Origin of the sequence: Flavobacterium sp. DSR2-3-3 (assembly GCF_049896585.1) — a bacterium.
Taxonomy (GTDB): domain Bacteria; phylum Bacteroidota; class Bacteroidia; order Flavobacteriales; family Flavobacteriaceae; genus Flavobacterium.
Window position 1 is genome coordinate 1 of the sequence record NZ_JAFCUP010000017.1, and the last position, 23,095, is coordinate 23,095.

Annotated in this window: 18 protein-coding genes and 1 rRNA gene; 6 read left to right on the plus strand and 13 right to left on the minus strand. The window is 34.8% G+C overall.

Annotated features, from left to right (window positions below; genetic code table 11):
* Positions 1-75 (plus strand): 5S ribosomal RNA (rrf, locus tag ACP7AQ_RS15545); the annotation flags it as partial.
* A 278-nt stretch (positions 76-353) separates the two neighbouring features.
* The gene (gene pafA / locus ACP7AQ_RS15550) at positions 354-1,970 is read left to right on the plus strand and encodes an alkaline phosphatase PafA (protein ID WP_426096105.1); all 1,617 of its coding nucleotides are present in this window, start codon (positions 354-356) and stop codon (positions 1,968-1,970) included.
* Between the two features lie 68 nt (positions 1,971-2,038).
* Here pafA and lysA read toward each other — a convergent pair whose 3' ends face one another.
* The 3 genes from lysA to gltB form a co-directional block, all read right to left on the minus strand.
* The gene (lysA, locus tag ACP7AQ_RS15555; protein ID WP_426065314.1) at positions 2,039-3,259 is read right to left on the minus strand and encodes a diaminopimelate decarboxylase; all 1,221 of its coding nucleotides are present in this window, start codon (positions 3,257-3,259) and stop codon (positions 2,039-2,041) included.
* 171 nt (positions 3,260-3,430) lie between these two features.
* The gene (locus tag ACP7AQ_RS15560; protein ID WP_426096106.1) at positions 3,431-4,885 is read right to left on the minus strand and encodes a glutamate synthase subunit beta; all 1,455 of its coding nucleotides are present in this window, start codon (positions 4,883-4,885) and stop codon (positions 3,431-3,433) included.
* 2 nt (positions 4,886-4,887) lie between these two features.
* The gene (gltB, locus tag ACP7AQ_RS15565; RefSeq protein WP_426096107.1) at positions 4,888-9,405 is read right to left on the minus strand and encodes a glutamate synthase large subunit; all 4,518 of its coding nucleotides are present in this window, start codon (positions 9,403-9,405) and stop codon (positions 4,888-4,890) included.
* A gap of 406 nt (positions 9,406-9,811) precedes the next feature.
* Here gltB and sucC point away from each other — a divergent pair, with 406 nt between their 5' ends.
* Entirely contained in the window at positions 9,812-11,005 is a 1,194-nt protein-coding gene (gene sucC, locus ACP7AQ_RS15570; protein ID WP_091208171.1) for an ADP-forming succinate--CoA ligase subunit beta, read from the plus strand.
* A 160-nt stretch (positions 11,006-11,165) separates the two neighbouring features.
* Positions 11,166-12,734: a protein adenylyltransferase SelO gene (locus tag ACP7AQ_RS15575; RefSeq protein WP_426096128.1), complete on the plus strand. Its 1,569-nt coding sequence runs from the start codon at positions 11,166-11,168 to the stop codon at positions 12,732-12,734.
* Positions 12,735-12,775: 41 nt separating this feature from the next.
* Here ACP7AQ_RS15575 and ACP7AQ_RS15580 read toward each other — a convergent pair whose 3' ends face one another.
* The 5 genes from ACP7AQ_RS15580 to ACP7AQ_RS15600 all read right to left on the minus strand — a co-directional run bounded on the left by ACP7AQ_RS15580 (position 12,776) and on the right by ACP7AQ_RS15600 (position 16,474).
* Positions 12,776-13,297: a hypothetical protein gene (locus ACP7AQ_RS15580; protein ID WP_426096108.1), complete on the minus strand. Its 522-nt coding sequence runs from the start codon at positions 13,295-13,297 to the stop codon at positions 12,776-12,778.
* Between the two features lie 82 nt (positions 13,298-13,379).
* A complete protein-coding gene (locus ACP7AQ_RS15585; RefSeq protein WP_426096109.1) occupies positions 13,380-14,036 on the minus strand; it encodes an NAD(P)H-binding protein in 657 nt (218 codons plus the stop codon).
* A 2-nt stretch (positions 14,037-14,038) separates the two neighbouring features.
* Entirely contained in the window at positions 14,039-14,506 is a 468-nt protein-coding gene (locus ACP7AQ_RS15590; protein ID WP_091208157.1) for a DUF1456 family protein, read from the minus strand.
* A gap of 75 nt (positions 14,507-14,581) precedes the next feature.
* Positions 14,582-15,601: a dipeptide epimerase gene (locus ACP7AQ_RS15595; protein WP_426096110.1), complete on the minus strand. Its 1,020-nt coding sequence runs from the start codon at positions 15,599-15,601 to the stop codon at positions 14,582-14,584.
* 51 nt (positions 15,602-15,652) lie between these two features.
* The gene (locus ACP7AQ_RS15600) at positions 15,653-16,474 is read right to left on the minus strand and encodes an alpha/beta hydrolase (RefSeq protein WP_426096111.1); all 822 of its coding nucleotides are present in this window, start codon (positions 16,472-16,474) and stop codon (positions 15,653-15,655) included.
* Positions 16,475-16,530: 56 nt separating this feature from the next.
* Here ACP7AQ_RS15600 and ACP7AQ_RS15605 point away from each other — a divergent pair, with 56 nt between their 5' ends.
* A complete protein-coding gene (locus tag ACP7AQ_RS15605) occupies positions 16,531-16,932 on the plus strand; it encodes an excinuclease ABC subunit B (protein WP_426096112.1) in 402 nt (133 codons plus the stop codon).
* Here ACP7AQ_RS15605 and uvrB read toward each other — a convergent pair.
* The 4 genes from uvrB to rlmF all read right to left on the minus strand — a co-directional run bounded on the left by uvrB (position 16,929) and on the right by rlmF (position 21,305).
* On the minus strand, positions 16,929-18,920 hold the full coding sequence (gene uvrB, locus ACP7AQ_RS15610) for an excinuclease ABC subunit UvrB (protein ID WP_426096113.1): 1,992 nt from the start codon (positions 18,918-18,920) through the stop codon (positions 16,929-16,931). The two genes, ACP7AQ_RS15605 and uvrB, sit on opposite strands and share 4 nt — an antisense overlap.
* A 128-nt stretch (positions 18,921-19,048) precedes the next feature.
* Complete coding sequence (locus ACP7AQ_RS15615) at positions 19,049-19,768, minus strand: hypothetical protein (protein ID WP_426096114.1); 720 nt, start codon at positions 19,766-19,768, stop codon at positions 19,049-19,051.
* Positions 19,765-19,959 (minus strand): hypothetical protein, encoded by a 195-nt coding sequence (locus tag ACP7AQ_RS15620; RefSeq protein ID WP_208857672.1) that lies wholly within the window; start codon positions 19,957-19,959, stop codon positions 19,765-19,767. The genes ACP7AQ_RS15615 and ACP7AQ_RS15620 overlap by 4 nt, the downstream gene beginning before the upstream one ends.
* Positions 19,960-20,348: 389 nt before the next feature.
* On the minus strand, positions 20,349-21,305 hold the full coding sequence (gene rlmF / locus ACP7AQ_RS15625; RefSeq protein ID WP_426096115.1) for a 23S rRNA (adenine(1618)-N(6))-methyltransferase RlmF: 957 nt from the start codon (positions 21,303-21,305) through the stop codon (positions 20,349-20,351).
* 246 nt (positions 21,306-21,551) lie between these two features.
* Here rlmF and ACP7AQ_RS15630 point away from each other — a divergent pair, with 246 nt between their 5' ends.
* Complete coding sequence (locus ACP7AQ_RS15630) at positions 21,552-22,328, plus strand: alpha/beta fold hydrolase (RefSeq protein ID WP_426096116.1); 777 nt, start codon at positions 21,552-21,554, stop codon at positions 22,326-22,328.
* A gap of 3 nt (positions 22,329-22,331) precedes the next feature.
* Here the strand turns inward: ACP7AQ_RS15630 and ACP7AQ_RS15635 are convergent, their stop codons facing one another.
* A complete protein-coding gene (locus tag ACP7AQ_RS15635; protein ID WP_426096117.1) occupies positions 22,332-22,994 on the minus strand; it encodes a thiamine diphosphokinase in 663 nt (220 codons plus the stop codon).
* Positions 22,995-23,095: the final 101 nt, after the last annotated feature.

Below are 23,095 nucleotides of genomic sequence, written 5' to 3' on the forward strand. Positions count from 1 at the left end.
TTCCCGAACAGAGTAGTTAAGCCCGCCTGCGCAGATGGTACTGCAGTTATGTGGGAGAGTATGTCGTCGCCTTTCTTTGAAAACCCCGTTCTGATGAACGGGGTTTTTTGTTTTATAGGTGTCCTAAGTTTTTTGATAACGATGCGGTTTGGCGCCTTTTTTAAACTGAATAAAATTCGGGGTGTATTAAATCCTCATCATTCAAATGATGAGGATTTTTTTGTGAATGCTAACATTATTGATATTTCAAGTTAATGGAGTTTAAGAATAGGTTAATTTATTGTCCTTTCGTGATCGTGGAGAGTTTGTACAAACTTTATGTCGTATTTTTGTTTAAAATATAAAAATATAATATGAAAAGAATTATTTTGTTTTTGGTACTTATTGTTTCTCTAAACTTGCAAGCTCAACAACGACCTAAATTGGTGGTAGGTATTGTCGTAGACCAAATGAAAATGGAATATCTATATCGTTTCTCGGATGATTTTTCTGCAAATGGTTTTAAAAGATTAATGAATAATGGATATACTTTTCACAATATGCATTATAATTATGTACCAACTTATACAGCTCCTGGCCATGCTAGTATTTATACTGGTACTACGCCATCTACACATGGAATAGTTGGAAATGATTGGTTCAATAAAGCTATAGGAAAAGATATGTATTGTACGGATGATGCATCTGTTTCAATACTAGGTAACGGTACAGAAAAAGAGGGGGCAATGTCTCCTAAAAATTTATTAAGTACCACAATTACTGATGAGTTGCGAATGGCTACAAATTTTAAAGGTAAGGTAATTGGTATGAGTATAAAAGATCGTGGTGCTATATTGCCAGCGGGTCATTTTGCTAATTGGGCATTTTGGTATAGTAAAACAGGAGCTTTTATTTCAAGTACTTTTTATGGTTCAGCACTGCCTAATTGGTTAACTGAATTTAACCAAGATAAGCGATATATGAATTACATTAATAAAGGATGGAATTTATTGAAGCCGATAGACACTTACAATGAAAGTCTTGCTGATGACAATCCGTATGAAGGTAAATTAGATAAAGCTAATGCACCTGTTTTTCCATATGATTTAAGTAAGATGTATAAAGAAAAAGGAGCAGATGTTTTGAGAACTACACCTTTTGGTAATGATATTTTGGCACAGTTAGCGATGAAAGCTATAGAAAAAGAAGAATTAGGGAAAGATGATATCACAGATTTTTTGACGGTTAGTTTTTCTTCAACGGATTATGTAGGACATACTTTTGGACCGCGTTCTATAGAGTTACAAGACACTTATTTGCGTTTAGATCAAACCATTGCTCAGTTTTTAAACTATTTAGACAAAACCGTTGGAAAAGATAATTACTTGCTTTTTCTGACTGCTGATCACGCTGGAGCTGAGAATCCTAATTATTTAAAAGATAACAAATACAATGTAAAAAACATTCCTGCGAAAGACATTGTTGAAGCATTAAAAAAACATTCAAATGAAACCTTTGGTTCAGATTTGATATTAGATTATTCTAACTTTAATCTTTTTTTCAATAAAGAAATTATCAAACAGAAAGGATTAGAACTGGTGAAAGTGAAACAAAGTTTTAAGGACTTTTTGATGACACAAGAACAAGTTAAAAGAGTGTACACTGAAGAGGAAATTTTAGCGTCATCAGGAGATGATTATTTTTTAAGTTTCATTTCTAAGGGTTATGATCCGAAACAAAATGGCGATATTGTTATACTTGATAAAGCAGGTTATATGCAGTATCAAGCTACAGGAACTACACATGGTTCACCTAATAGTTATGATACTCATGTGCCTTTACTTTTTTATGGATGGCAAGTTCCAAAAGGAGAATTGCACGCTAAAAAATACATTACCCAAATTGCACCAACGCTTTCACAAATGTTGAAAATTCCATTTCCAAATGGGACTGAATCCGAAGTGTTAGAAACTCTTTTAGATAAAAAATAAAAATTGGTCTTATTTATTTTTGAACAAAAAAAATCCCGTCTCATTAAAAGTGAGGCGGGATTTGTATTTTAAACTGTGGCCATTGCTGCAGGTAATGGAATTTGATTTTTAAGTAAATCTTCAAAGGTTTCATGTGCTCTGATTAGATGCCCTTCGCCGTTCATCCATAATACTTCGGCTGGTTTGTATCTTGAGTTGTAGTTTGAAGCCATAGAAAAACAATACGCTCCCGCATTTCTAAAAGATAAAATATCACCTTCTTTTATTTCCGCAATTTTTCTGTTATTAGCAAAAGTATCTGTCTCACAAATATATCCTACTACGGAGTAGAAACGTTCTTTCCCTTTTGGGTGTGAAATATTTTCAATATGATGTTGTGAACCGTAAAACATTGGTCTAATCAAATGATTAAAACCACTATCGATTCCTGCAAAAACAGTTGATGTGGTTTGTTTAACGACATTAACTTTAGCCAAAAAGAAGCCCGCTTCACTTACTAGAAATTTACCAGGTTCAAATATCAAGGTTAATTCTTTTCCATATTCGGTACAAAAGGCATTGAATCTTTTTGATAATTTTTTACCTAACTCTTCAATGTCTGTCTCGATATCGTCTTTTTTATAAGGCACTTTAAATCCACTTCCGAAGTCTAAAAATTCTAGATTTTTAAAGTTTTTTGCAGCGTCGAATAATATTTCTGCAGCATATAAAAACACTTCGATGTCAAGAATATCAGAACCAGTATGCATGTGTATCCCTACAATATTCATTTTTGTATTTTCAACAATGCGAACTAAATGCGGTAATTGGTGAACAGAAATCCCAAATTTACTATCAATATGACCAACAGATATATTAGCATTTCCACCTGCCATTACATGTGGATTTATTCTAATGCAAACAGGAACACTTGGATATTTTGTTCCGAACTGTTCTAATATGGATAAGTTGTCAATATTTATTTGAACTCCCATAGCGTTAACTTCTTCAATTTCTTCAAGAGAAACACCATTTGGAGTGTAAAATATTTTTTCTGGCTCATAGCCGGCATGAAGTCCTAATAATACTTCCTGAATGGAAACGGTATCTAAACCAGACCCCATTTCTTTCAACAATTGGAGGATCGCAACATTAGACAATGCCTTCATCGCGTAATTAATGCGCAACTTATTAACCTTAGAAAAAGCTTTTGATAATCTGTTATATTGAGATTGTATTTTCTCGGCATCGTAAACGTATAATGGACTGCCAAATTGTTCTGCTAATTGTACTAAGTCTTTTGATTGCATGATTATTAATTTTGAGCAAATTTATTACTCTTTATTTAGTTCCACAAGCTAATATTGGAATTCTAACAAATTATAACAAAAAGTTATAAATTAAACATATGTTTGAAATTCTATAAAAAAAATAACCCTTGACAAATTTTTCTATCAAGGGTTATAAAATATCATTTAGAACTATAAGTTGGGTAAATCGCCATCTCCTTTGGTCGGTAAATTAGTATAACCCATCAAGTATTGATCGACTTCTCTGGCAGCTTCACGACCTTCAGATATTGCCCAAACAATTAATGATTGTCCTCTTCGCATGTCACCTGCAGTAAATATATGGGGAACATTCGTTTGATAATTGTTCGCTTTATAATTGCTTCTCATATCAATTTCTAATCCTAATTGATTACTTAATGTTTTTTCAGGACCGGTAAATCCCAGTGCTAACAGAGCTAAATCACAAGGCCATATTTTTTCCGAACCTTCTTTTTCTATCAATTCAGGTCTTTGTCCAGGTGTCATTTTCCAAGCCACTTCAACGGTTTTTAAACCTACAAGTTCCCCTTTTTCATTAGAAATGAATTCTTTGGTGTTGATTAACCAGTTTCTACTACAACCCTCTTCATGTGAAGAGGAAGTTTTTAATTGCAATGGCCAAAACGGCCAAGGTGTCGTTTCACTTCTTCCACCTGGTGGTTTTGGTAAAATCTCAAAATTAGTAACTGATTTAGCTCCGTGTCTGTTTGATGTTCCAACGCAATCTGAACCAGTATCTCCACCACCAATAACGATCACATCTTTACCGGCAGCGTTTATTTGATCAGGGATTACCTCACCATATAGTGATTTCGTTTGTTGCGTCAAGAAAGTCATTGCTTGAATAACTCCTTTACTTTCTATTCCTTTAGTAGGTAAACTTCTTCTTTCGGTTGCACCACCGCATAATACGATTGAATCAAAAGAATTTAATTCTTCAACACTATAATTTACGCCAACATTTATATTTGTTTTAAAAGTAATTCCTTCGGCTTCCAGTACTTTAACACGTCTGTCTATAATCCCTTTTTCTAATTTGAAATTTGGAATTCCATAACGTAATAAACCTCCTATTGCATTGTCTCTTTCAAAAACCGTAACGGTATGTCCTGCACTATTCAATTGTTGCGCAGCTGCTAAACCGGCAGGACCGGAGCCTATTACAGCTACTGTTTTTCCTGTTCTAACTTCTGGTGGTTGTGGTTTTATCCAACCTTCAGCGAAGCCTCTTTCAATAATATTTTTTTCGATATTTTCGATAGCTATTGGCTCGCTAATAATTCCTAACACACATGATTTTTCACATGGTGCAGGGCATAAACGACCTGTGAATTCAGGAAAGTTATTGGTTGATTGTAATATTTTTAATGCACTTTCCCATTCTTCCTGATGCACCATATCATTAAAATCAGGTATTAAATTCCCTAATGGACAAGCACTGTGGCAGAATGGAATCCCACAATCCATGCATCTGGATCCTTGTTCTTTGATTTTATCATTGGTTAATGGAATTTTAAACTCCTCATAATTTGATACACGTTCTTCTACAACTATATTGCTTTCGTCGGTTCTAGTATATTCTTTAAATCCTCCTATCTTTCCCATAACTATAGTGCTAGTAGTTCTTCAATTTGTTTTTCTTCGGCTAATCGTTGCAATGCTTTTTTGTAATCAGTAGGCATTACTTTGACAAAATGGTTGCTTTGGTTTTTCCAATCTTCTAAAATCCTCTTTGCCAAAGGACTATTGGTATACATAGAATGATTTTTTATCAAACGTCTCAGTTTAATAAAGTCATCTTCTTCGAATATTTCAAAAGCGACCATTTCCATATTACATAGGGTAGCGTCGAATTTTTTATTTGGATCAAAAACGTAGGCAATACCACCGCTCATTCCTGCAGCAAAATTTCTGCCTGTTTTTCCTAGAACTACAACAGTTCCTCCAGTCATGTATTCGCATCCGTGATCTCCAATTCCTTCTACAACTGCTGTTGCTCCAGAATTTCTAACACAAAAACGTTCTCCTGCCATACCATTTATGTATGCCTCACCAGTAATAGCTCCATAAAGTGCAACGTTACCAATGATAATATTTTCTTCTGGTTTGAAAGTGGCAGATGGTGGGACTTTGATAATTAATTTAGCTCCAGAAAGGCCTTTTCCTAAATAATCATTACAGTTTCCATGAATTTTGAATGATAAACCATTGGTTGCAAAAGCACCAAAACTTTGTCCGGCTGATCCTTCAAAATCAACTAATATTGTGTCTTCAGGCAAACCTTGTGCGCCATATATTTTAGAAATCTCATTACTCAATATAGCTCCAACGGAACGATCCGTATTTTTAATTTTAAAAGTAACTCTGGTTCTTTCTTTTCGATAAATAGAAGGAATAGCGGCTTTTATAATATCAAAATCAAGCACATGTTCTAAAGCATGGTCTTGTTTTGTAGTATTGTGATTTGGTACTACTTTCGCTTTTTCTGGTTTATATAAAATTGCAGATAAGTCTAATCCACTTGCTTTATAATGTTTTATGGCTTTGTTGACATTCAGTTTTTGAGATTGTCCCACCATTTCTTTTAATGTTCTATATCCTAATTGTGCCATGATTTCCCTCAACTCCTCAGCAATAAAATACATGAAGTTAATAATGTGTTCTGGCGTTCCTTTGAAATTTTTTCTCAATTCCGGATCTTGGGTTGCAATACCAACTGGACAGGTGTTCAAGTGACACGCTCTCATCATTATACAGCCGGACGCTACTAAAGGCGCGGTTGCAAAACCAAATTCTTCAGCGCCAAGTAATGCAGCAATGGCTACATCACGTCCTGTTTTCAATTGCCCGTCACATTCTAAAACTACGCGGCTTCTTAAATCATTTAGTATTAATGTTTGTTGCGCTTCGGCTAAACCAAGTTCCCAAGGAATTCCAGTATGTTGTAATGATGTTAGTGGAGCGGCTCCGGTTCCTCCGTCGTATCCAGAAATCAAGATTACATCAGCTTTTGCTTTAGCAACACCAGCAGCGATTGTTCCAACGCCCACTTCAGAAACTAATTTTACATTAATTCTAGCTTCACGATTGGCATTTTTTAAATCAAAAATCAACTGTGATAAATCTTCAATAGAATAAATATCGTGGTGAGGCGGCGGAGAGATTAATCCAACATAAGGCGTTGAATTTCTAACTTCAGCAATCCAAGGCACTACTTTTTCACCTGGTAACTGTCCACCTTCTCCGGGTTTTGCGCCTTGAGCCATTTTTATCTGAATCTCTTTGGCATTTGTTAAGTAGTTAATAGACACTCCAAATCTTCCTGAAGCTACTTGCTTAATAGCACTATTTCTGGAATCTCCATTTAAGTCTTTTTGGAAACGTTTAGGATCTTCTCCACCTTCTCCAGAATTACTTTTTCCGCCAATTCTATTCATGGCAATTGCCAAATTTTCATGAGCTTCCTGACTGATAGATCCGTATGACATTGCGCCAGTTTTGAATTTTTTTACAATTTCTGTCCAAGGTTCCACTTCGTCAATAGAAATTGGATCCAAATTATTGAATTCAAATAAGCCTCTAATTGTCATCAAGTTTTCGCTTTGGTCATTGACCATTTTAGCATATTCCTTGTAGCTTTCAGGACTATTTAAACGTACTGCTTGTTGTAGTTTAGAAATAGTTGTTGGATTAAACATGTGTTTTTCTCCAGATCTTCTCCACCTGTAAATTCCTCCAATTTCTAAAGGCAATAAATTGCTGACTTTTGAATTTGGAAATGCTTTTTGGTATCTTTTTTTGATTTCTTTTTCGACTTCCATCAGGCCTATTCCTTCGATTCTGGAGGGAGTATAAGGGAAATATTTTGAAGTAAATGTTTTATTTAATCCTAAAATTTCAAAAATCTGTGCCGCTCTGTACGAATGTAAAGTAGAGATGCCAATTTTATTCATGATTTTCAGAATCCCTTTTGCAATAGCTTTATTGTAATTTTTAATAGCATAATCCGCTTTTATATTAGTAATAAAACCTTGGTTAACTTGGTCATGAATAATTTCATTCACCATGTAAGGGTTTATTGCACTTGCGCCGTAACCAAATAATAAGGCAAAATGATGTGGTTCACGAGGTTCTGCGGATTCAATTATGATTCCAAATTTAGAACGAACTTTTAAAATATTAAGTGAATGATGAATGTAAGAACAAGCCAATAACATAGGAATTGGAGCCATTTTTTCACTAACTCCTCTATCTGAAAGAATCACAATATTACAGCCTTCTGAAACCGCTTTAAAAGTTGCTTGAACCGCTCTTTCCAAAGCGCGTTCTAATCCGTTTACTCCTTTTTCGATATCGTATAATGTAGAGATTGTTACTGATTTGAAATCAGCATGATCAATGTTTTTTACTTTATCTAAATCCTCGTTCGAAATAACTGGATTTTGAATTTTTAGTTTCTTACAATGTTTTGGAACAATATCAAAAATATTATAATCGCCACCAATCGCTAAACTGATATCAGTAATTATTTCTTCACGAATACCATCCAACGGTGGATTGGTAACCTGAGCAAATAATTGTTTAAAATAGTTGTATAACAGCTGTGGCTGATCTGACAAAACCGCTAACGGAGTATCATTTCCCATAGAACTTAATGCCTCTGCACCTTGACTTCCCATTGGGTTTATGATTGTTTTTAAATCCTCTAACGTGTAGCCAAAAAGTCTTTGTCTTGTTTCAAAATCTATGTTTTCTACTGGAATTGGATTGTCAGTATATGGTATTTGAGCCAATTGTACTAAATTTTCATCCAACCATTGTTTGTAAGGACGTTTGGTAACAATAGCATTTTTGATCTCTTCATCTTCAATAATTCGACCTTCGTTCATGTCAACCAAAAACATTTTTCCCGGTTCTAAACGACCGTGTTGAATCACATCTTCTGGCTTGATGTCAAGAACACCAATCTCTGAAGACATAATTACGAAACCACTTTTAGTCAATGTATAACGTGAAGGACGCAATCCATTTCTATCTAATAAAGCGCCAATAACGTTACCATCAGTAAAAGGAATAGAAGCTGGACCATCCCAAGGTTCCATGATGCAAGCGTTGTACTCGTAGAATGCTTTTTTGTCGGCTGACATCGTTTGGTGTTTTTCCCAAGCTTCAGGGACAACCATCATCATCGCTTCCGGCAAAGAACGTCCCGTCATCAATAACAGTTCGATTACCATATCCATAGAAGCCGAATCTGATTTTCCTTCTAAAATAATTGGGAATAATTTTTTGATGTCATCACCAAAAACATCGCTTTTCATTAGTTCTTCACGGGCCCGCATGCGGCTAATGTTACCACGAAGCGTATTTATTTCTCCATTATGACACATATATCGGAAGGGCTGAGCCAATTCCCAAGAAGGAAAGGTATTGGTCGAAAATCGTTGGTGAACTAAAGCTAATCGAGTTACCACATCGTCATCTAATAAATCCGTATAATATCTGCTGATGTCTTCTGGCATCAACAAACCTTTATATATTATGGTAGTGGTTGAAAAACTGGAAAAATAAAACATGTGACTTTCTGAAATTCTTGAATTTCGAATCGCATGTTCCGCTATTTTTCTTGCTGCAAATAACTTAGCATTAAATTGTTGTTCCGTAAGGTCTAATCCATTTTTACCAACAAATACTTGTTTAACGGTTGGTTCTTTCTCGCCCGCAATTCGTCCTAAATTTGATGCGTCAACAGGAACGTCTCTCCATCCTAATATTTCTAGATTTTGATCGCGTATCGAAGTTTCAAAAGTAGTTTTACAAAAAACAACTTGATTTTTGCTTTTGGGCATAAAAACCATTCCCACGGCATATTCCTTAGTTTCCGGGAGATCAAATTTGCAAATTTTCTTAAAAAAATTATGTGGAATATCAAACAATATTCCTGCTCCATCTCCAGTTCTCCCATCTGAACTTACAGCGCCGCGGTGTTCTAATTTGATTAATATATCAAGTGCTTTGTGTATAATATCATTTGACTTAATTCCATTTAAATTACAAATGAATCCAGCACCGCAATTGTCGTGTTCAAATTCGGGCAAATAAAGGCCTTGTTCTTTAACTCTCATGCTTAAATTTTTTTCTACAAAATTAAAGATTTAGTAACATATAAGAGGTGTAAAGGTTAAAAAAGGCTTGTTTTTACAGTTCTAACAGAAAAAGGTTGAATAAATCTCAATAATGATATTTAAACACATCCGATTTGATTTTTCGATAAAATGGAAATAAAAAAATACTGATTAAAGCGATGATTTTGAAAGAAATATTTTGCCAATCATTAATCGTGATTATTTATAACAAATTTGTAGTTAATTTTTATATTTTTTTATTTTAATAGTGGCTTTGTCTTTCTTTCTGTTATCTAGATTTAGAGCTACATTTAATTAAAAAAAAAATAACAGTTAAGTTTAATTTTGCTATTTTTGTGGCACTTTTATTCTGAAAGAAATTCAGAAGCCAGACAAATTCTATATTATGAACATACACGAATATCAAGGAAAAGAGATTTTAGCTAGCTACGGAGTTCGCATTCAACGCGGAATAGTTGCTAATAGCCCTGTAGAAGCGGTTGCTGCTGCAAAACAATTAACTGCCGAAACTGGTACAAGTTGGTATGTTGTAAAAGCCCAAGTTCATGCAGGTGGACGTGGAAAAGGTGGTGGAGTGAAACTTGCCAAAAATTTACAACAAGTTGAAGAGATTTCAGAGCAAATCATCGGAATGCAATTGATTACACCTCAAACTTCTGCTGAAGGTAAAAAAGTACACAAAGTTTTAATCGCTGAAGATGTATATTATCCTGGCGAAAGTGAAACTTCGGAGTTTTACGTTTCTGTTTTATTGAACAGAGCTACAGGTCGAAATATGATTATGTATTCTACTGAAGGTGGAATGGATATTGAAGAAGTTGCGGAACACACTCCTCATTTAATTTTTACTGAAGAAATTGATCCTTCTGTTGGATTGCAAGGTTTTCAAGCAAGAAGAATTGCTTTTAACTTAGGTCTTTCTGGAAACGCTTTCAAAGAAATGGTAAAATTCATCGATTCTTTATACAATGCTTATATTGGATCTGATGCTTCGATGTTTGAAATCAACCCGGTTTTAAAAACATCTGACAATAAAATTATGGCTGTAGATGCTAAAGTAAATATCGATGATAATGCTTTATACAGACAAAAGAAATATGCTGATATGCGTGACATTCGTGAGGAAAATCCAATCGAAGTGGAAGCAAAAGAAGTAGGGTTAAACTATGTAGATCTTGACGGTACAGTAGGATGTATGGTGAACGGAGCTGGTTTAGCAATGGCAACTATGGATTTGATTAAATATGCTGGTTTTGAGCCTGCTAACTTCCTTGACGTAGGTGGAACTGCTGATGCAAAACGTGTTGAAACTGCTTTCCGTATTATCTTAAAAGATCAAAACGTAAAAGCTATTTTGATTAATATTTTTGGTGGAATCGTTCGTTGTGACCGTGTGGCGCAAGGAGTTGTTGATGCTTACAAAAATATGGGTGATGCAATTAAAGTGCCAATCATTGTTCGTTTGCAAGGTACAAATGCAGCGATCGCAAAAGAATTAATTGATAATTCAGGAATGCCAATTTTATCTGCTGTTGAATTCCAAGAAGCAGCTGATCAAGTTAAAGCAGCGCTTTCATAATTAGAAAATAGTTATAAATTTAAAATCCTGTTTGCTTCGGCAAACGGGATTTTTTTTTGGATCATTACAAGTTTTTAAAGAGAACAAATCATAATAATAATTGAAAGTGCAAAGTTTTCTGCTTTACAACAATTATCTTTGTTTTTAATGTTTTTTAGTAATTATGAAACTCCAGATACAAAATAGTTTTACTGCCGAATTACCTGCTGATCCCAATCAAAGCAATGTTCCAAGACAGGTTCATCAAGCTTGTTATTCTTACGTATTACCCAAAAAACCTTCAAATCCTTCACTGATTCATACTTCAATTGAAGTAGCAAATGCTATTGGTCTCTCTCAGGAAGATATACTTGCAGCTGATTTTTTAAATACTTTTTCAGGAAGTACCATTTATCCGGGCACTAAACCGTATGCTTTGAGTTATGCGGGACATCAATTTGGGAATTGGGCAGGACAATTAGGAGATGGTCGTGCCATTAATCTTACTGAAGTAGTTCATGAAAATAATACATACACTCTACAGCTAAAAGGAGCAGGGCCAACACCATATTCCAGAACCGCCGATGGTTTCGCCGTTTTGCGTTCTTCTATACGAGAATATTTGTGTGCCGAAGCGATGCATTATTTGGGTGTTCCCTCAACACGGTCGCTTTCGCTAATGCTTTCTGGCGATCAGGTATTGCGTGATGTTTTATATAATGGAAATCCTGCCTACGAAAAAGGTGCTATCGTTTGTAGAGTGGCTCCATCATTTATTCGTTTTGGTAGTTTTGAATTATTTGCTTCCAGAGAAGACCATGTAAATCTCAAATTATTGACAGATTTCACCATCAAACATCATTTTCCTCATATTAAAAAAGAGGGTGTCGAAAAATATCTTGCTTTTTTTAAAGAAGTTACTCAAACTACGCTGAGCATGATTGTACACTGGCAACGCGTTGGTTTTGTTCATGGAGTTATGAATACTGATAATATGTCAATTCACGGCATCACCATTGATTACGGACCTTACGGTTGGTTGGAAGACTACAATTCCATTTGGACGCCTAATACAACGGATAGCCAACATAAAAGATACCGTTTTATTAATCAACCAGAAATTGCGCTGTGGAATTTGTATCAATTAGCGAATGCGTTGTATCCCTTAATTCTGGAAGCGAAACCGCTGGAAGCTATTTTAGATACTTTTAGTACCGATTACGAAAAGGAGTATTTGAATATGATGCAAAATAAACTCGGTTTCCAAATCAAAAAAGAACAAGATGCTGTTTTGATTCAGAGTTTGACTCAATTGTTGGAAAGAGTAGAAACGGATATGACGATTTTCTTTAGAAATCTAAGTAATGTTACTAAAGCTGATACTGCAATCACAGCTTTCAATACCATAAAAGACGCCTTTTACAATGAAAAAGCTTTAGATGAAACAATCTTGAAAGATTGGCACGATTGGTTTGAGATGTACAGCATTCGAATCAATGAAGAAGCTATTTCGGATTTTGTCAGGAAAGAGCAAATGAATCAAGTGAATCCAAAATATGTACTGCGAAATTATATGGCACAATTGTGTATTGATGACGCAGATAAGGGTGACTATGCTTTGCTAAACGCATTATTTGAAATGCTTAAAAATCCGTACGATGAACAACCAAATTCCCAGAAATGGTTTGCTAAACGACCGGATTGGGCCAGAGATAAAGTAGGATGTTCTATGTTAAGTTGTAGTTCTTAAAAGGGGATATAAAGAATATTAAATTACATTAAAAATAAAATCTATTTAACACCTATTGCTTCATAACCTTTTATTAAAATCTTATTTTTATTTTCTAAATTTTCTTTGGTTTTTCCCAAGATATTAATGATGTCAAATTTGGTGTCACTTTTTCTAAAATTGTAAAATGCTTCTGAATTAGTGACTTCCACTTTTAAAATATAGTTTCGGTCAAATTTGAAAGTTTTGATATTGTCTTTTATAAATGCTCCATTTACCATATAAATGACATCGTTACTTTTGATTTTGGTAAATTCAGATTTAATTTGTTCCAAACTTATGAAATCATATTTCTTAGAAATTTTGGAAGTAATATAAATTTGACCACGATACATAACACCATTTATCGTGGTGTCTTTTTTAATAACATTTACAGACTCAATTTCATTTGGGTCAACATATTCCATTGTTGTTGACGTAACTAAAGTTGAGTCCAGAAACTGTGCTGGTTCTTCTGTTTTATTGTTTTGTCCAAAAAATAAGGAAGTGAAAAAGAATAATGAGAAGGTTAGAATGCATTTCATATTTGAAGTTGTAAATTCACTTAGATGAACTAAATATACAAAAAAAAAATCCTGAACGCTAATTCAGGATTTTGATATTGTATTAGTTTCCAATTTCTTGAATCGCATCTGATTCATATATTTTAAAACCTATATTGTTTGTTTGAGCTATTTTCAAAAGTGCTTTGGCTACCGTTTCGCTTTCGATAGGTTTGTACTTTTTTAAATTTCCAACGAATAAGAATGAAAGTGTTTTCATAAAAAAGGCACCTACTTTTTCTCCTAATCTAAATTCAGTTCGGTTTCCCAAAAGAAGGGAAGGTTGCAGTACAGCAACGCTTTCAAAATTACAATCCTTGAGAAAATCTTGAATTTCTCCTTTTGTTTTCAAATAGAAATTTCCGGATTTCGCATTAGCGCCAAGAGATGAAATAATCAAGAATTGTTTGACTTTATTCTGCAAAGCAAAAGAGGCAAACTGTTTTGGATATCCAAAATCTACTTTTCTAAAAGCTTTTTTACTTCCTGCTTTTTTGATTGTTGTGCCAATGGTACAAAAGAAATCATCTCCAACCACTAATTCTTTATAGGTTTCCGGCGTGTCAAAATCGATGATGTGTTGCGTTAATTTTGGATGCTTTATTCCTGTATCTCTTTTTACAAAAGTAATCACTTTTAAATAATTATTGCTATCTAAAAGTAAATTCAATAGTTCTAAACCTATTAAACCAGTGCTTCCAATAATCAAAGCTGTTTTCACTGTTATGATTTTTTATTCTTACCGAAGTTGAATTTAACTTTTTCTACCACCTGAACTTTTGGAGCTCCTTTTGAGAATTGTTTTTTAAATGGTTTTTTAGCAGCAGGTTTCGATTTTGAAGGACTTTCGTCACCTCTAGATCTCTCCTCGTCTCTCGGCTTTGCTTTAAATTCAGCTCTTTCAGAAGTTCCTTCCTTTACAGGAATTTGAGCTTTATGTTTGGCCAAAACATCATTTGGATTTTTTGGATTTTCTTTTGTACCCCGCAAGTGAATTACCAAGGCATTTAGGAAGTTACGCAACACTTGGTCACCACATTCCATATAATTTTCATGTTTTTCATCACGGAAAAAAGCACCCAATTCTGATTTAGTGATTCTAAAATCTACTAATTCTAATATTTCAACTATTTGATCATCGCGTAACATTAAAGCTACGCGAAGTTTTTTAAAGATATCGTTATTTGTCATCATATTCTAATTTTTTACAAAGGTACGGTTTAAAAGCAATTAGAGCACAATTTTAGATTTAGAATTGGAGCACTTTCAAAGGACCTTAATTAAAGTTACACCGGTTCCATTGATTTCAGAATAGCTTATTTTTCCAAAATCTATTGTTATACCAGTTGCTATGTCTTCAGCTAAAAGCAATGCACCGTCCATATCGACATAATCCAATTGTGGCAATAAATGTGCAATTGCAGATATTCCAACGGTCGATTCAGTCATACAACCCACCATTGTTTTCAAACCTAATTTCTTGGCTTCTTCAATCATTCGTCTTCCGGGAGTTAATCCGCCACATTTCATTAATTTGACATTCACTCCATGAAAATGATGGTGACATTTGGCCACGTCTTGCTCAATTATACAACTTTCGTCAGCAATTATTGGTAAAACAGAATGTTTGAAAACTTCCTTGTGTCCTTCCCAATTGTCGGCATTCATTGGTTGTTCTAAGAATTCAACACCTAATTTTTTCAGCTCAACAGCATTATTTATGGTTTCTTCCACACCCCAACCACAATTGGCGTCAATTCTAAAAGTGGCATTCGTATGTTTCCGAAGTTCGGTAACAATAGCAATATCTTCGTTGGTTCCCAATTTGATTTTATAAATTGGCCAAGGAAGTTCCTTCATTTTTGTTACCATTTTCTCTACAGATGCAATTCCAATCGTGTAATCTGTCAGTGGATTTTTGTCAATGTTATAATTCCACAATTCGTACAATTTCTTTCCTTTTTTTCTCGCGTACCAATCATTGTATGCCATATCCAAAGCGCATAATGCAAACATATTTTCTTTTAAATACGGGTGAATTTTTGACCAAAATTCTTCGGGTGTTTCATCTGTAGTGTTTCCGATTACCGTGCGAATTTTTTCTAAATCTTGCATCATCATCGGAACTGTTGTCTTGTAATATGGATTAGAAGTTGCTTCGCCAAAACCTGAAAAACCGTCACTTTGGAGTTCCACAATCAAGCAAGGCTGGAAGTCTATAGATTGTCTTGAAATCGTAAAGATATGTTTCAATTTGAGGTTGTATTCTCTCAGGAGTAATTCCATTTAAATCTGATTTTTACATTTACAATTATTGATTTTCTGTAAAGATTTCGTTTAATAGCCAAGCCATAAAATTGCTGCTACAAAACCATCGCGCCATAATTTTTCGTTGTGTTGTCCGGCTTTTATGATTTTTTTTTCATTCAAGTTAAGACAGTAACATCTATTTGAATTTAATAAAAATTCCATTTTGTTTACATCTGAAACCATATCATCACTCTCATTATCGCCACATAAGAAATAAATTTTAGATTTTATTTTTTTAGATTTTTCCGTTAAATTATAAATGTTTTCGCTGTACCAAAACGAAGGAGAAAATACACCTGCTTTTCCAAAAATATTTGGATATTTTAAGACAGCATAATAAGAAGCAAGTCCGCCAAGGGAGCTTCCCATGATGATAGTATTTTTACTTGTACTTTTAGTTCGGTAAGTTTTGTCAATTTGTGGTTTTAGTGTTTTTACAATAAATTCTAAATAGCTATCCGCTTTTCCTCCACCGTATTTTTCGTTTTTAAAAGGCGTTAATTCATCGATTCGTTTGTCATTTCCGTGTTCAATTCCTACTACAATAACTTGTGCTTTTAAGCTGTCCAGTTTTTCATCGACATTCCATTCACCCGAATAGGAAGTTTTTTCATCAAATAAATTTTGAGCGTCGTGCATGTAAATTACAGAGAATTTCTTTTTGGACGTTAAATAATTTTCGGGTAAATACACCCAAATTTTCTTTGTGGTTTGAAGTTGTGGTGCTTCAATAGTGAAGGTAGAAACTTGTTTTGAAACGGTACTTCGTTTCGACTCTTTAGCGTCCTGAGCGGCAATATTTGCTACAGTAAAAAAGAAGAGCAGGAGTAGGAACTGTGGTCGAATCATTTTTAGTTTTTGTGTTTTGATTTAAAAACAATATTTTAGCTAAAAATAATAATTTGATGAATACATTCGAAGAAAAGAGGAGTTTAGTTTTGGAGATGATTGCTTTTTCTACTGTCGACGGACATTTGCATAAAAGAGAATATGAATTTTTGGCAATTGTTGCTAGTGAGTTGGGATTTGGAATTGATGTTTTTAAAGATTTGTTTCATCAAGAACTGCCGCAAATCCCTATTAAATCGGAGTTTTTACGTATTCAGCAATTTTACAGATTGGCTTTGTTGATGTATAGTGACGGAATTTTACACCAAAAAGAATCGGTTGCAATCAAACAAATTGCACTTGAAATGGGACTTAATCCTCTCGCTACAAAACGTATTCTTAAGTTGATGAGTGAAGCACCAAACGCTATAATTGATGGCGAAGTTTTATTGAATGTTTTTCAGGAGCAACATAATTAAGTTAATTGTCCTTGTAACGCTTTAATTTCATCACGTAATTTTGCAGCTTGCATGAAGTCTAAATCTTTGGCTGCTTTTTCCATTGATTTCCGTTTTTCGCGTATGCGTTTTTCAATCTCTACTTTGGATAGATACAAGTTTTCGGGTTCGGCGGCCGTATTTATTGTGTAGCCTAATTCATAATCAGCTAATGGGTTTTTAGTAAAGGCGCTTTCAATTTTTTTGTTTAACGCCATCGGTACAAGATTATTTTCAGTATTGTGATTAATTTGCTTGGTTCTACGATAATTCGTTTCGTCAATGGTTTTTTGCATGCTATTGGTAATTTTATCAGCATACATAATCGCTTTTCCATTCAAGTTTCTCGCCGCACGACCAATTGTTTGCGTAAGCGAACGATGACTTCGCAAAAAACCTTCTTTGTCTGCATCTAAAATTGCCACCAAAGAAACTTCAGGTAAATCCAACCCTTCACGGAGTAAATTTACACCTATTAGAACATCAAAAATTCCTTTTCGCAAATCTTGCATAATTTCTATTCGTTCCAAAGTGTCTACTTCAGAGTGAATGTAACGGCAACGAATATTGACCTTGGTTAAATATTTGGCCAATTCTTCCGCCATTCTTTTGGTTAAAGTAGTCACCAAAACGCGTTCATCAATTTCGGCACGAAGCTGAATTTCTTCAATTAAATCATCAATTTGGTTTAAACTTGGTCGGATTTCGATAACTGGATCTAATAATCCTGTAGGACGAATCACTTGTTCCACAACGACGCCCTCCGTTTTTTGCAATTCATAGTCAGCCGGCGTTGCCGAAACGTAAATTACTTGATTTTGCATCGCTTCAAACTCTTCAAATTTTAAAGGACGATTGTCCATTGCTGCGGGAAGTCTAAAACCATATTCCACTAAATTTTCTTTTCGGCTTCTGTCTCCGCCATACATTGCGCTGACCTGTGAAAGTGTGACATGGCTTTCATCGACGACCATTAAGTAATCTTTTGGAAAATAATCCAATAAACAGAAAGGTCTGGTTCCTGGTAAACGTCCATCGAGATAACGGGAATAATTTTCGATTCCGGAACAATAGCCAAGTTCCCGAATCATTTCCAGATCAAAATTAGTGCGTTCTTCCAGTCGTTTTGCTTCGAGATGTTTTCCTATTTCTTTAAAATAATCGACCTGTTTTACCAAATCCTGTTGAATTTCCCAAATTGCATTTTGCAAAACATCTGGAGACGTCACAAACATGTTAGCAGGATAAATAGTCAATTTTTCAAATTTTTCGATTACTTGGGAATTCTTAGTGTCGAAACTTTCAATTTCCTCGATTTCATCACCAAAGAAATGAATTCGATATGCCTCATCTGCATAACTGGGATAAACATCTACGGTATCTCCTTTTATTCTGAAACTTCCTGGATTAAAATCGGCTTCAGTTCTGGAATATAAACTTTGCACCAGTTGATGCAATAATTTGGTTCTAGAAATAATTTGTCCTTTCTCAATTGGAATCAAGTTTTTCTGAAATTCGATAGGATTTCCAATACCGTACAAACACGAAACCGATGCGACGACCAAAATATCTCTTCGTCCGGATAGCAACGAAGCAGTAGTTGACATTCGCATTTTTTCCAGTTCTTCATTGATGGATAAGTCCTTCTCAATAAAAACGCCTGTTACAGGCATAAAAGCTTCGGGCTGGTAATAATCGTAATAAGAAACGAAATATTCCACAGCATTATTCGGGAAAAATTGCTTAAATTCCGAATATAATTGTGCTGCCAACGTTTTATTGTGTGCTAAAACTAATGTTGGTCTTTGTACCTCCTGAATGACATTAGCAACGGTAAATGTTTTTCCGGATCCGGTAACTCCCAAAAGTGTTTGGAATTTATCACCATCAATAATCCCCTGAGTCAATTTTTCAATCGCTTGAGGTTGGTCGCCCTTCGGCTGGTAATCAGATACTACTTGGAAATTCATTTACAACAAAAACAAAGGTTAAGAGGAACAAAGGTACAACGTTTGGATTCTTCTTTTACCTAAGATTAAGCCAAAAAAAAGCCATCAACTGTTTGTTGATGGCTTTCCTTTGTATAAAAGATGTTTTTCTAAAAACTGAAGCTTAATCTGGCGAAAACAAAACGACCGTTTTGACCAAATTGAGAGGTGTTTCTTGAATATATAAATTGATTTGCATTGGATAAATCTATTGTCGATGGCGCCGCTGTGTAATTGATAGCTCCTGATAGTAATCTTGGTCTAATTGCAGTTTGCGTTCCAAGATTCATATCTGGATATATATCAAAAATATTATTTGCTCCAATAACTATTTTTGCAGCATCAGTAATTTTGAAACCAACAGATAAATCCGTAATTATTTTAGCGCCCCAGATCGGGTGCTCAATCTCTACCGCTTGACCGTTTATTATAATACCTTCAACTCTTCCATCTCCGTTTACGTCTGCTGTATTTGGATCAGTAACTTTACCAAAATAAACATTTCTCAAGAAAAAACCGAATTTTTTGTAGCTAATCGAATTAGTCAAATTAGCTTTAACTCTTGGAATTGCTTCTTGTAAGTACACTCTACTTGCTTCAGAATAGTATCTGTTTATCTGACCGGCAGCTGCTAAAACTGGAGAAGCGTGAATATCTCCCACTCTGTAAGTATTTGAAAAAGTTCCTGACAGATCTGTTTTCAGCGAAACATTATTTCCAAAACTTGTTTTATGACTTATTACAATATCAATTCCTTTTGATTCCGTGTCAATCGCATTAGCAAAGAAAGTTGCAGCAGTTGCTCCGGCTGTATCAAATAATGCATTCAAAATTGCATTTGGAGACTTTCTCGTAAAGAGGCATTCACTGTATTCTCAACTCCGTAATCAAAAGCATTTCTTCCAAAAGTGTTACTTAAGTCAAAAGTCCAACTTTCAAATATCATAGCTTTAAGACCTGCGGCAATGGAGACGTCGTTGATTGTTGAATATATTTCCGGTAAAAATCCGTTTGGATACAATCCTATTTATGATCGGGCGTGATTTGGTCTTCTGTAAAAACCTGCAGCTTCACCATCTCTATAACTAGTTCCTCCAAAAGCATACGCTTCTAATTTGTCATTGATTGGATAAGCGGCATTCAAAAAGAATTGAGCGCTTTTTTAAGGAAGATTGTCCCACTCTCATATTGAAATTTCTTCTTCCAAGACCTATATACGCTAATTATCAGGCAGTTGAATCAAAATTTAATGCCGTTTGCATTTGAGAAATTGTAGCTGCATCAGTGATAGCAGTTTGTTGAGCTGCTGTAAAATAACTTACCCGAGGAGCGTATAATTTTATTGTAGTAAGTATTTGTGCCGTATTTTGAGTATTATTTATGTTCCCCTAACAGTATAAAAAATGTTGCTTAAAATTTCCACGCTTTTTGTTGTGCTTCACTCAAAAATGTCCATGCTACAATTCGGCTAGTTTTTTGGCCTTGAGCCATGTCAATTGTTTTAATTTGAACCGCACTTACTTTATTTAATGTTTTGTACAGACTGGAAAGATTCTCTTTTTTAGACACTAAAGTTGTGAACCATAAACATTGCATCGGATATTTTGCACTTTCGTATATCATTTGGGTAACGAAACCTAATTCGCCGCCATCACACCATAATTCAGCATTATGGCCACCAAAATTTAAAACAGGCTTAGTTACTTTGTTGCCGGCGCTGTGAGATTCTAAATTATTGATTTTTCGAACCGTACTTTTCGTGGCTTCATCCTGCGAGGCATGAAAAGGAGGATTGCAAATAGTGAATGTAAACTTGTCTTCGAGCGTAATTATATTTTTAAAAATAAAACGTGATTCCGTTTGTTGTTGTAAACTTATCGCATCAATTAGTTTTGGATTATCTTCAATGATGGCACTGCAATTTTCAATTGCTTTTAAATCGATATCAGTTCCTACAAAACTCCATCCGTACGCTGAATTACCTATGATAGGATAAATGCAATTGGCACCGACACCAATATCTAAACCTTGAACAGTTTCCCCTTCAGGAATGATTCCGTTATTGCTTGAAGCTAATAAATCCGCTAAGTAATGAATATAATCTGCTCTTCCCGGAATGGACGGGCAAAGATAATTTTTAGGAATATCCCAGTTTTGAATGTCATAATGGAATAATAATAATGCTTTGTTAAGTGATTTTACCGCATCAGGATTACTAAAATCAATGGTCTCAATTTTATATTCATTGACAGAAACAAAAGTTTTTAATTCAGGAGATTTTTCTATTAACTGCTCAAAATCATATCCAAATCTGTCAAGATTTCTAGGATGTAAATTAGTCTTTTCGGTAATCGTTTTCGGTTTCATTTTCTATATTTCGGTGCAAAGATAGCGATTCCTATTTTGTAAATTGCTAAAGGCCACTAAGACCCATTAAACAGGTGAAAAAATAATCATAAAATTATACTGTTGCAGTTTTTTCGAAAACAAAAAACGGTTACTTTTATAAAAAATACAAATAGCATGACTTTTATGCCCGCTTCATTTCATTTTAAAAAGAGATACATAGCTTACTGTTTAATTTTTTTATATTTCTTACTATGTCAGTCCTGTATGACGATGCGATTTTCTAATAAAGAAACAACAAAATTTTTCGCTGCATCTAAAACAGAATTTCAGGATAAAACAATGGATTTTGATGGTTATAAAATTCATTATGTAGAAACGGGAACTATTCAAAATCCAACTTTGTTTTTTGTGCACGGTTCGCCAGGAAGTTGGAATGCTTTCAAAGAATATCTTAAAGACAGTTTGTTACTGAAAAAATACCGAATGATTGCCATAGACCGTCCGGGTTTTGGTTACAGTGATTTTGGTGATGCTCAAAATTTAAAAGTACAGTCTCAAAGAATATCTGAGTTTATTAAAAAAATAGATAATAAAAAGCCGTTAATTTTGGTGGGACATTCCGTTGGCGGGCCAGTTGTAGCTCAGTTAGCTGTGGATAATCCGTCTTGGTATAAACGATTGGTGATAGTTTCAGGCTCATTGGACCCGAAAGCTGAAAATTCTGAGAAATGGAGAACAGTTATCAAAGCATCACCTTTGCGGTATTTGATTCCCGGAGCATTACGACCTTCCAATGATGAGTTGTGGTGGCTGAAACAGGATTTGGTGGCTTTAGAACCAGAGTTGAAAAAGATTACTTGCGATGTTACCATTATTCACGGAACAAAAGACGCTTTGGTGCCGTACAGTAATGTTGGTTTTATGAAAAAAATGTTTGTCAATGCAAAATCAATTGATACCATAACGATCGAAAAAGCGAATCATTTTATCCCTTGGAGCCATTATGAAATTGTGAGAAACGCATTGTTGGATATTCAATAAACGCTAATCCAGGCATTCCATCATCAATAAATCGCCTTCGTTATGTTCGATTGTCACAATGCCGTCGTTGATGACATGATTACTGCTTCCAGTTCTGTAACCAATGGTCAAACTATCATCTTTCAATGGGTAATATAAATTATTCGAATGTATTCCAGTCACATGACCGATGGGAATTAATGAAATGGGGGTGTCTGCCGTGTACCATTTTTCGAATTTCTTAGGCAATAAAAACACTTTTGAATGATCGTCCAGAATGACAATTTTCAATAGATTTCTGTATCGTGTAATGTTGGTCAGATTGGTAATCGTATGATCGGCTCTACGTCCCGTGGCCCAAACAACATTGACTGCAGGAATTTTTCTTTCGATTAAATAGTCAAAAGCCTTCTCTAAATCGGTTTTATTTTGATCTGGCGTATGAATGATTTCGATCGGGTACTGCGAGGTTTTATAAATTTCAGGATCAAATCCTTTGTCGAAATCCCCTAAAAGCACATCGACTTTGATGTCTAATTCCATGACACGAACCATAGCCGAATCTAATACGACCACAAGCGGCGACCATTCCAGTAACTGACCCAACAGTTCCGGATTACAGGAAGCACCATTGGCAATGATTAAAGCAGGTTCTTGGTCGTCCCGAACGATATGGTGTGAAGACATACTTAATGATGAATTATAAATTATGATGCAAAAGTAAATAAAAGTTCTCGTTTTATCTCTCACGACTAGCCCAGATGGCAATGAAAACAAAAACAGGTTGT

What these genes read in the sequence shown, in the direction of transcription:
- pafA (WP_426096105.1), top strand. Translation starts at nt 354, where the DNA reads ATGAAAAGAATTATTTTGTTTTTGGTACTTATTGTTTCTCTAAACTTG.
- lysA (WP_426065314.1), bottom strand. Translation starts at nt 3,259, where the DNA reads ATGCAATCAAAAGACTTAGTACAATTAGCAGAACAATTTGGCAGTCCA.
- ACP7AQ_RS15560 (WP_426096106.1), bottom strand. Translation starts at nt 4,885, where the DNA reads ATGGGAAAGATAGGAGGATTTAAAGAATATACTAGAACCGACGAAAGC.
- gltB (WP_426096107.1), bottom strand. Translation starts at nt 9,405, where the DNA reads ATGAGAGTTAAAGAACAAGGCCTTTATTTGCCCGAATTTGAACACGAC.
- sucC (WP_091208171.1), top strand. Translation starts at nt 9,812, where the DNA reads ATGAACATACACGAATATCAAGGAAAAGAGATTTTAGCTAGCTACGGA.
- ACP7AQ_RS15580 (WP_426096108.1), bottom strand. Translation starts at nt 13,297, where the DNA reads ATGAAATGCATTCTAACCTTCTCATTATTCTTTTTCACTTCCTTATTT.
- ACP7AQ_RS15590 (WP_091208157.1), bottom strand. Translation starts at nt 14,506, where the DNA reads ATGACAAATAACGATATCTTTAAAAAACTTCGCGTAGCTTTAATGTTA.
- ACP7AQ_RS15595 (WP_426096110.1), bottom strand. Translation starts at nt 15,601, where the DNA reads ATGGAATTACTCCTGAGAGAATACAACCTCAAATTGAAACATATCTTT.
- ACP7AQ_RS15600 (WP_426096111.1), bottom strand. Translation starts at nt 16,474, where the DNA reads ATGATTCGACCACAGTTCCTACTCCTGCTCTTCTTTTTTACTGTAGCA.
- ACP7AQ_RS15605 (WP_426096112.1), top strand. Translation starts at nt 16,531, where the DNA reads ATGAATACATTCGAAGAAAAGAGGAGTTTAGTTTTGGAGATGATTGCT.
- uvrB (WP_426096113.1), bottom strand. Translation starts at nt 18,920, where the DNA reads ATGAATTTCCAAGTAGTATCTGATTACCAGCCGAAGGGCGACCAACCT.
- rlmF (WP_426096115.1), bottom strand. Translation starts at nt 21,305, where the DNA reads ATGAAACCGAAAACGATTACCGAAAAGACTAATTTACATCCTAGAAAT.
- ACP7AQ_RS15630 (WP_426096116.1), top strand. Translation starts at nt 21,552, where the DNA reads ATGACGATGCGATTTTCTAATAAAGAAACAACAAAATTTTTCGCTGCA.
- ACP7AQ_RS15635 (WP_426096117.1), bottom strand. Translation starts at nt 22,994, where the DNA reads ATGTCTTCACACCATATCGTTCGGGACGACCAAGAACCTGCTTTAATC.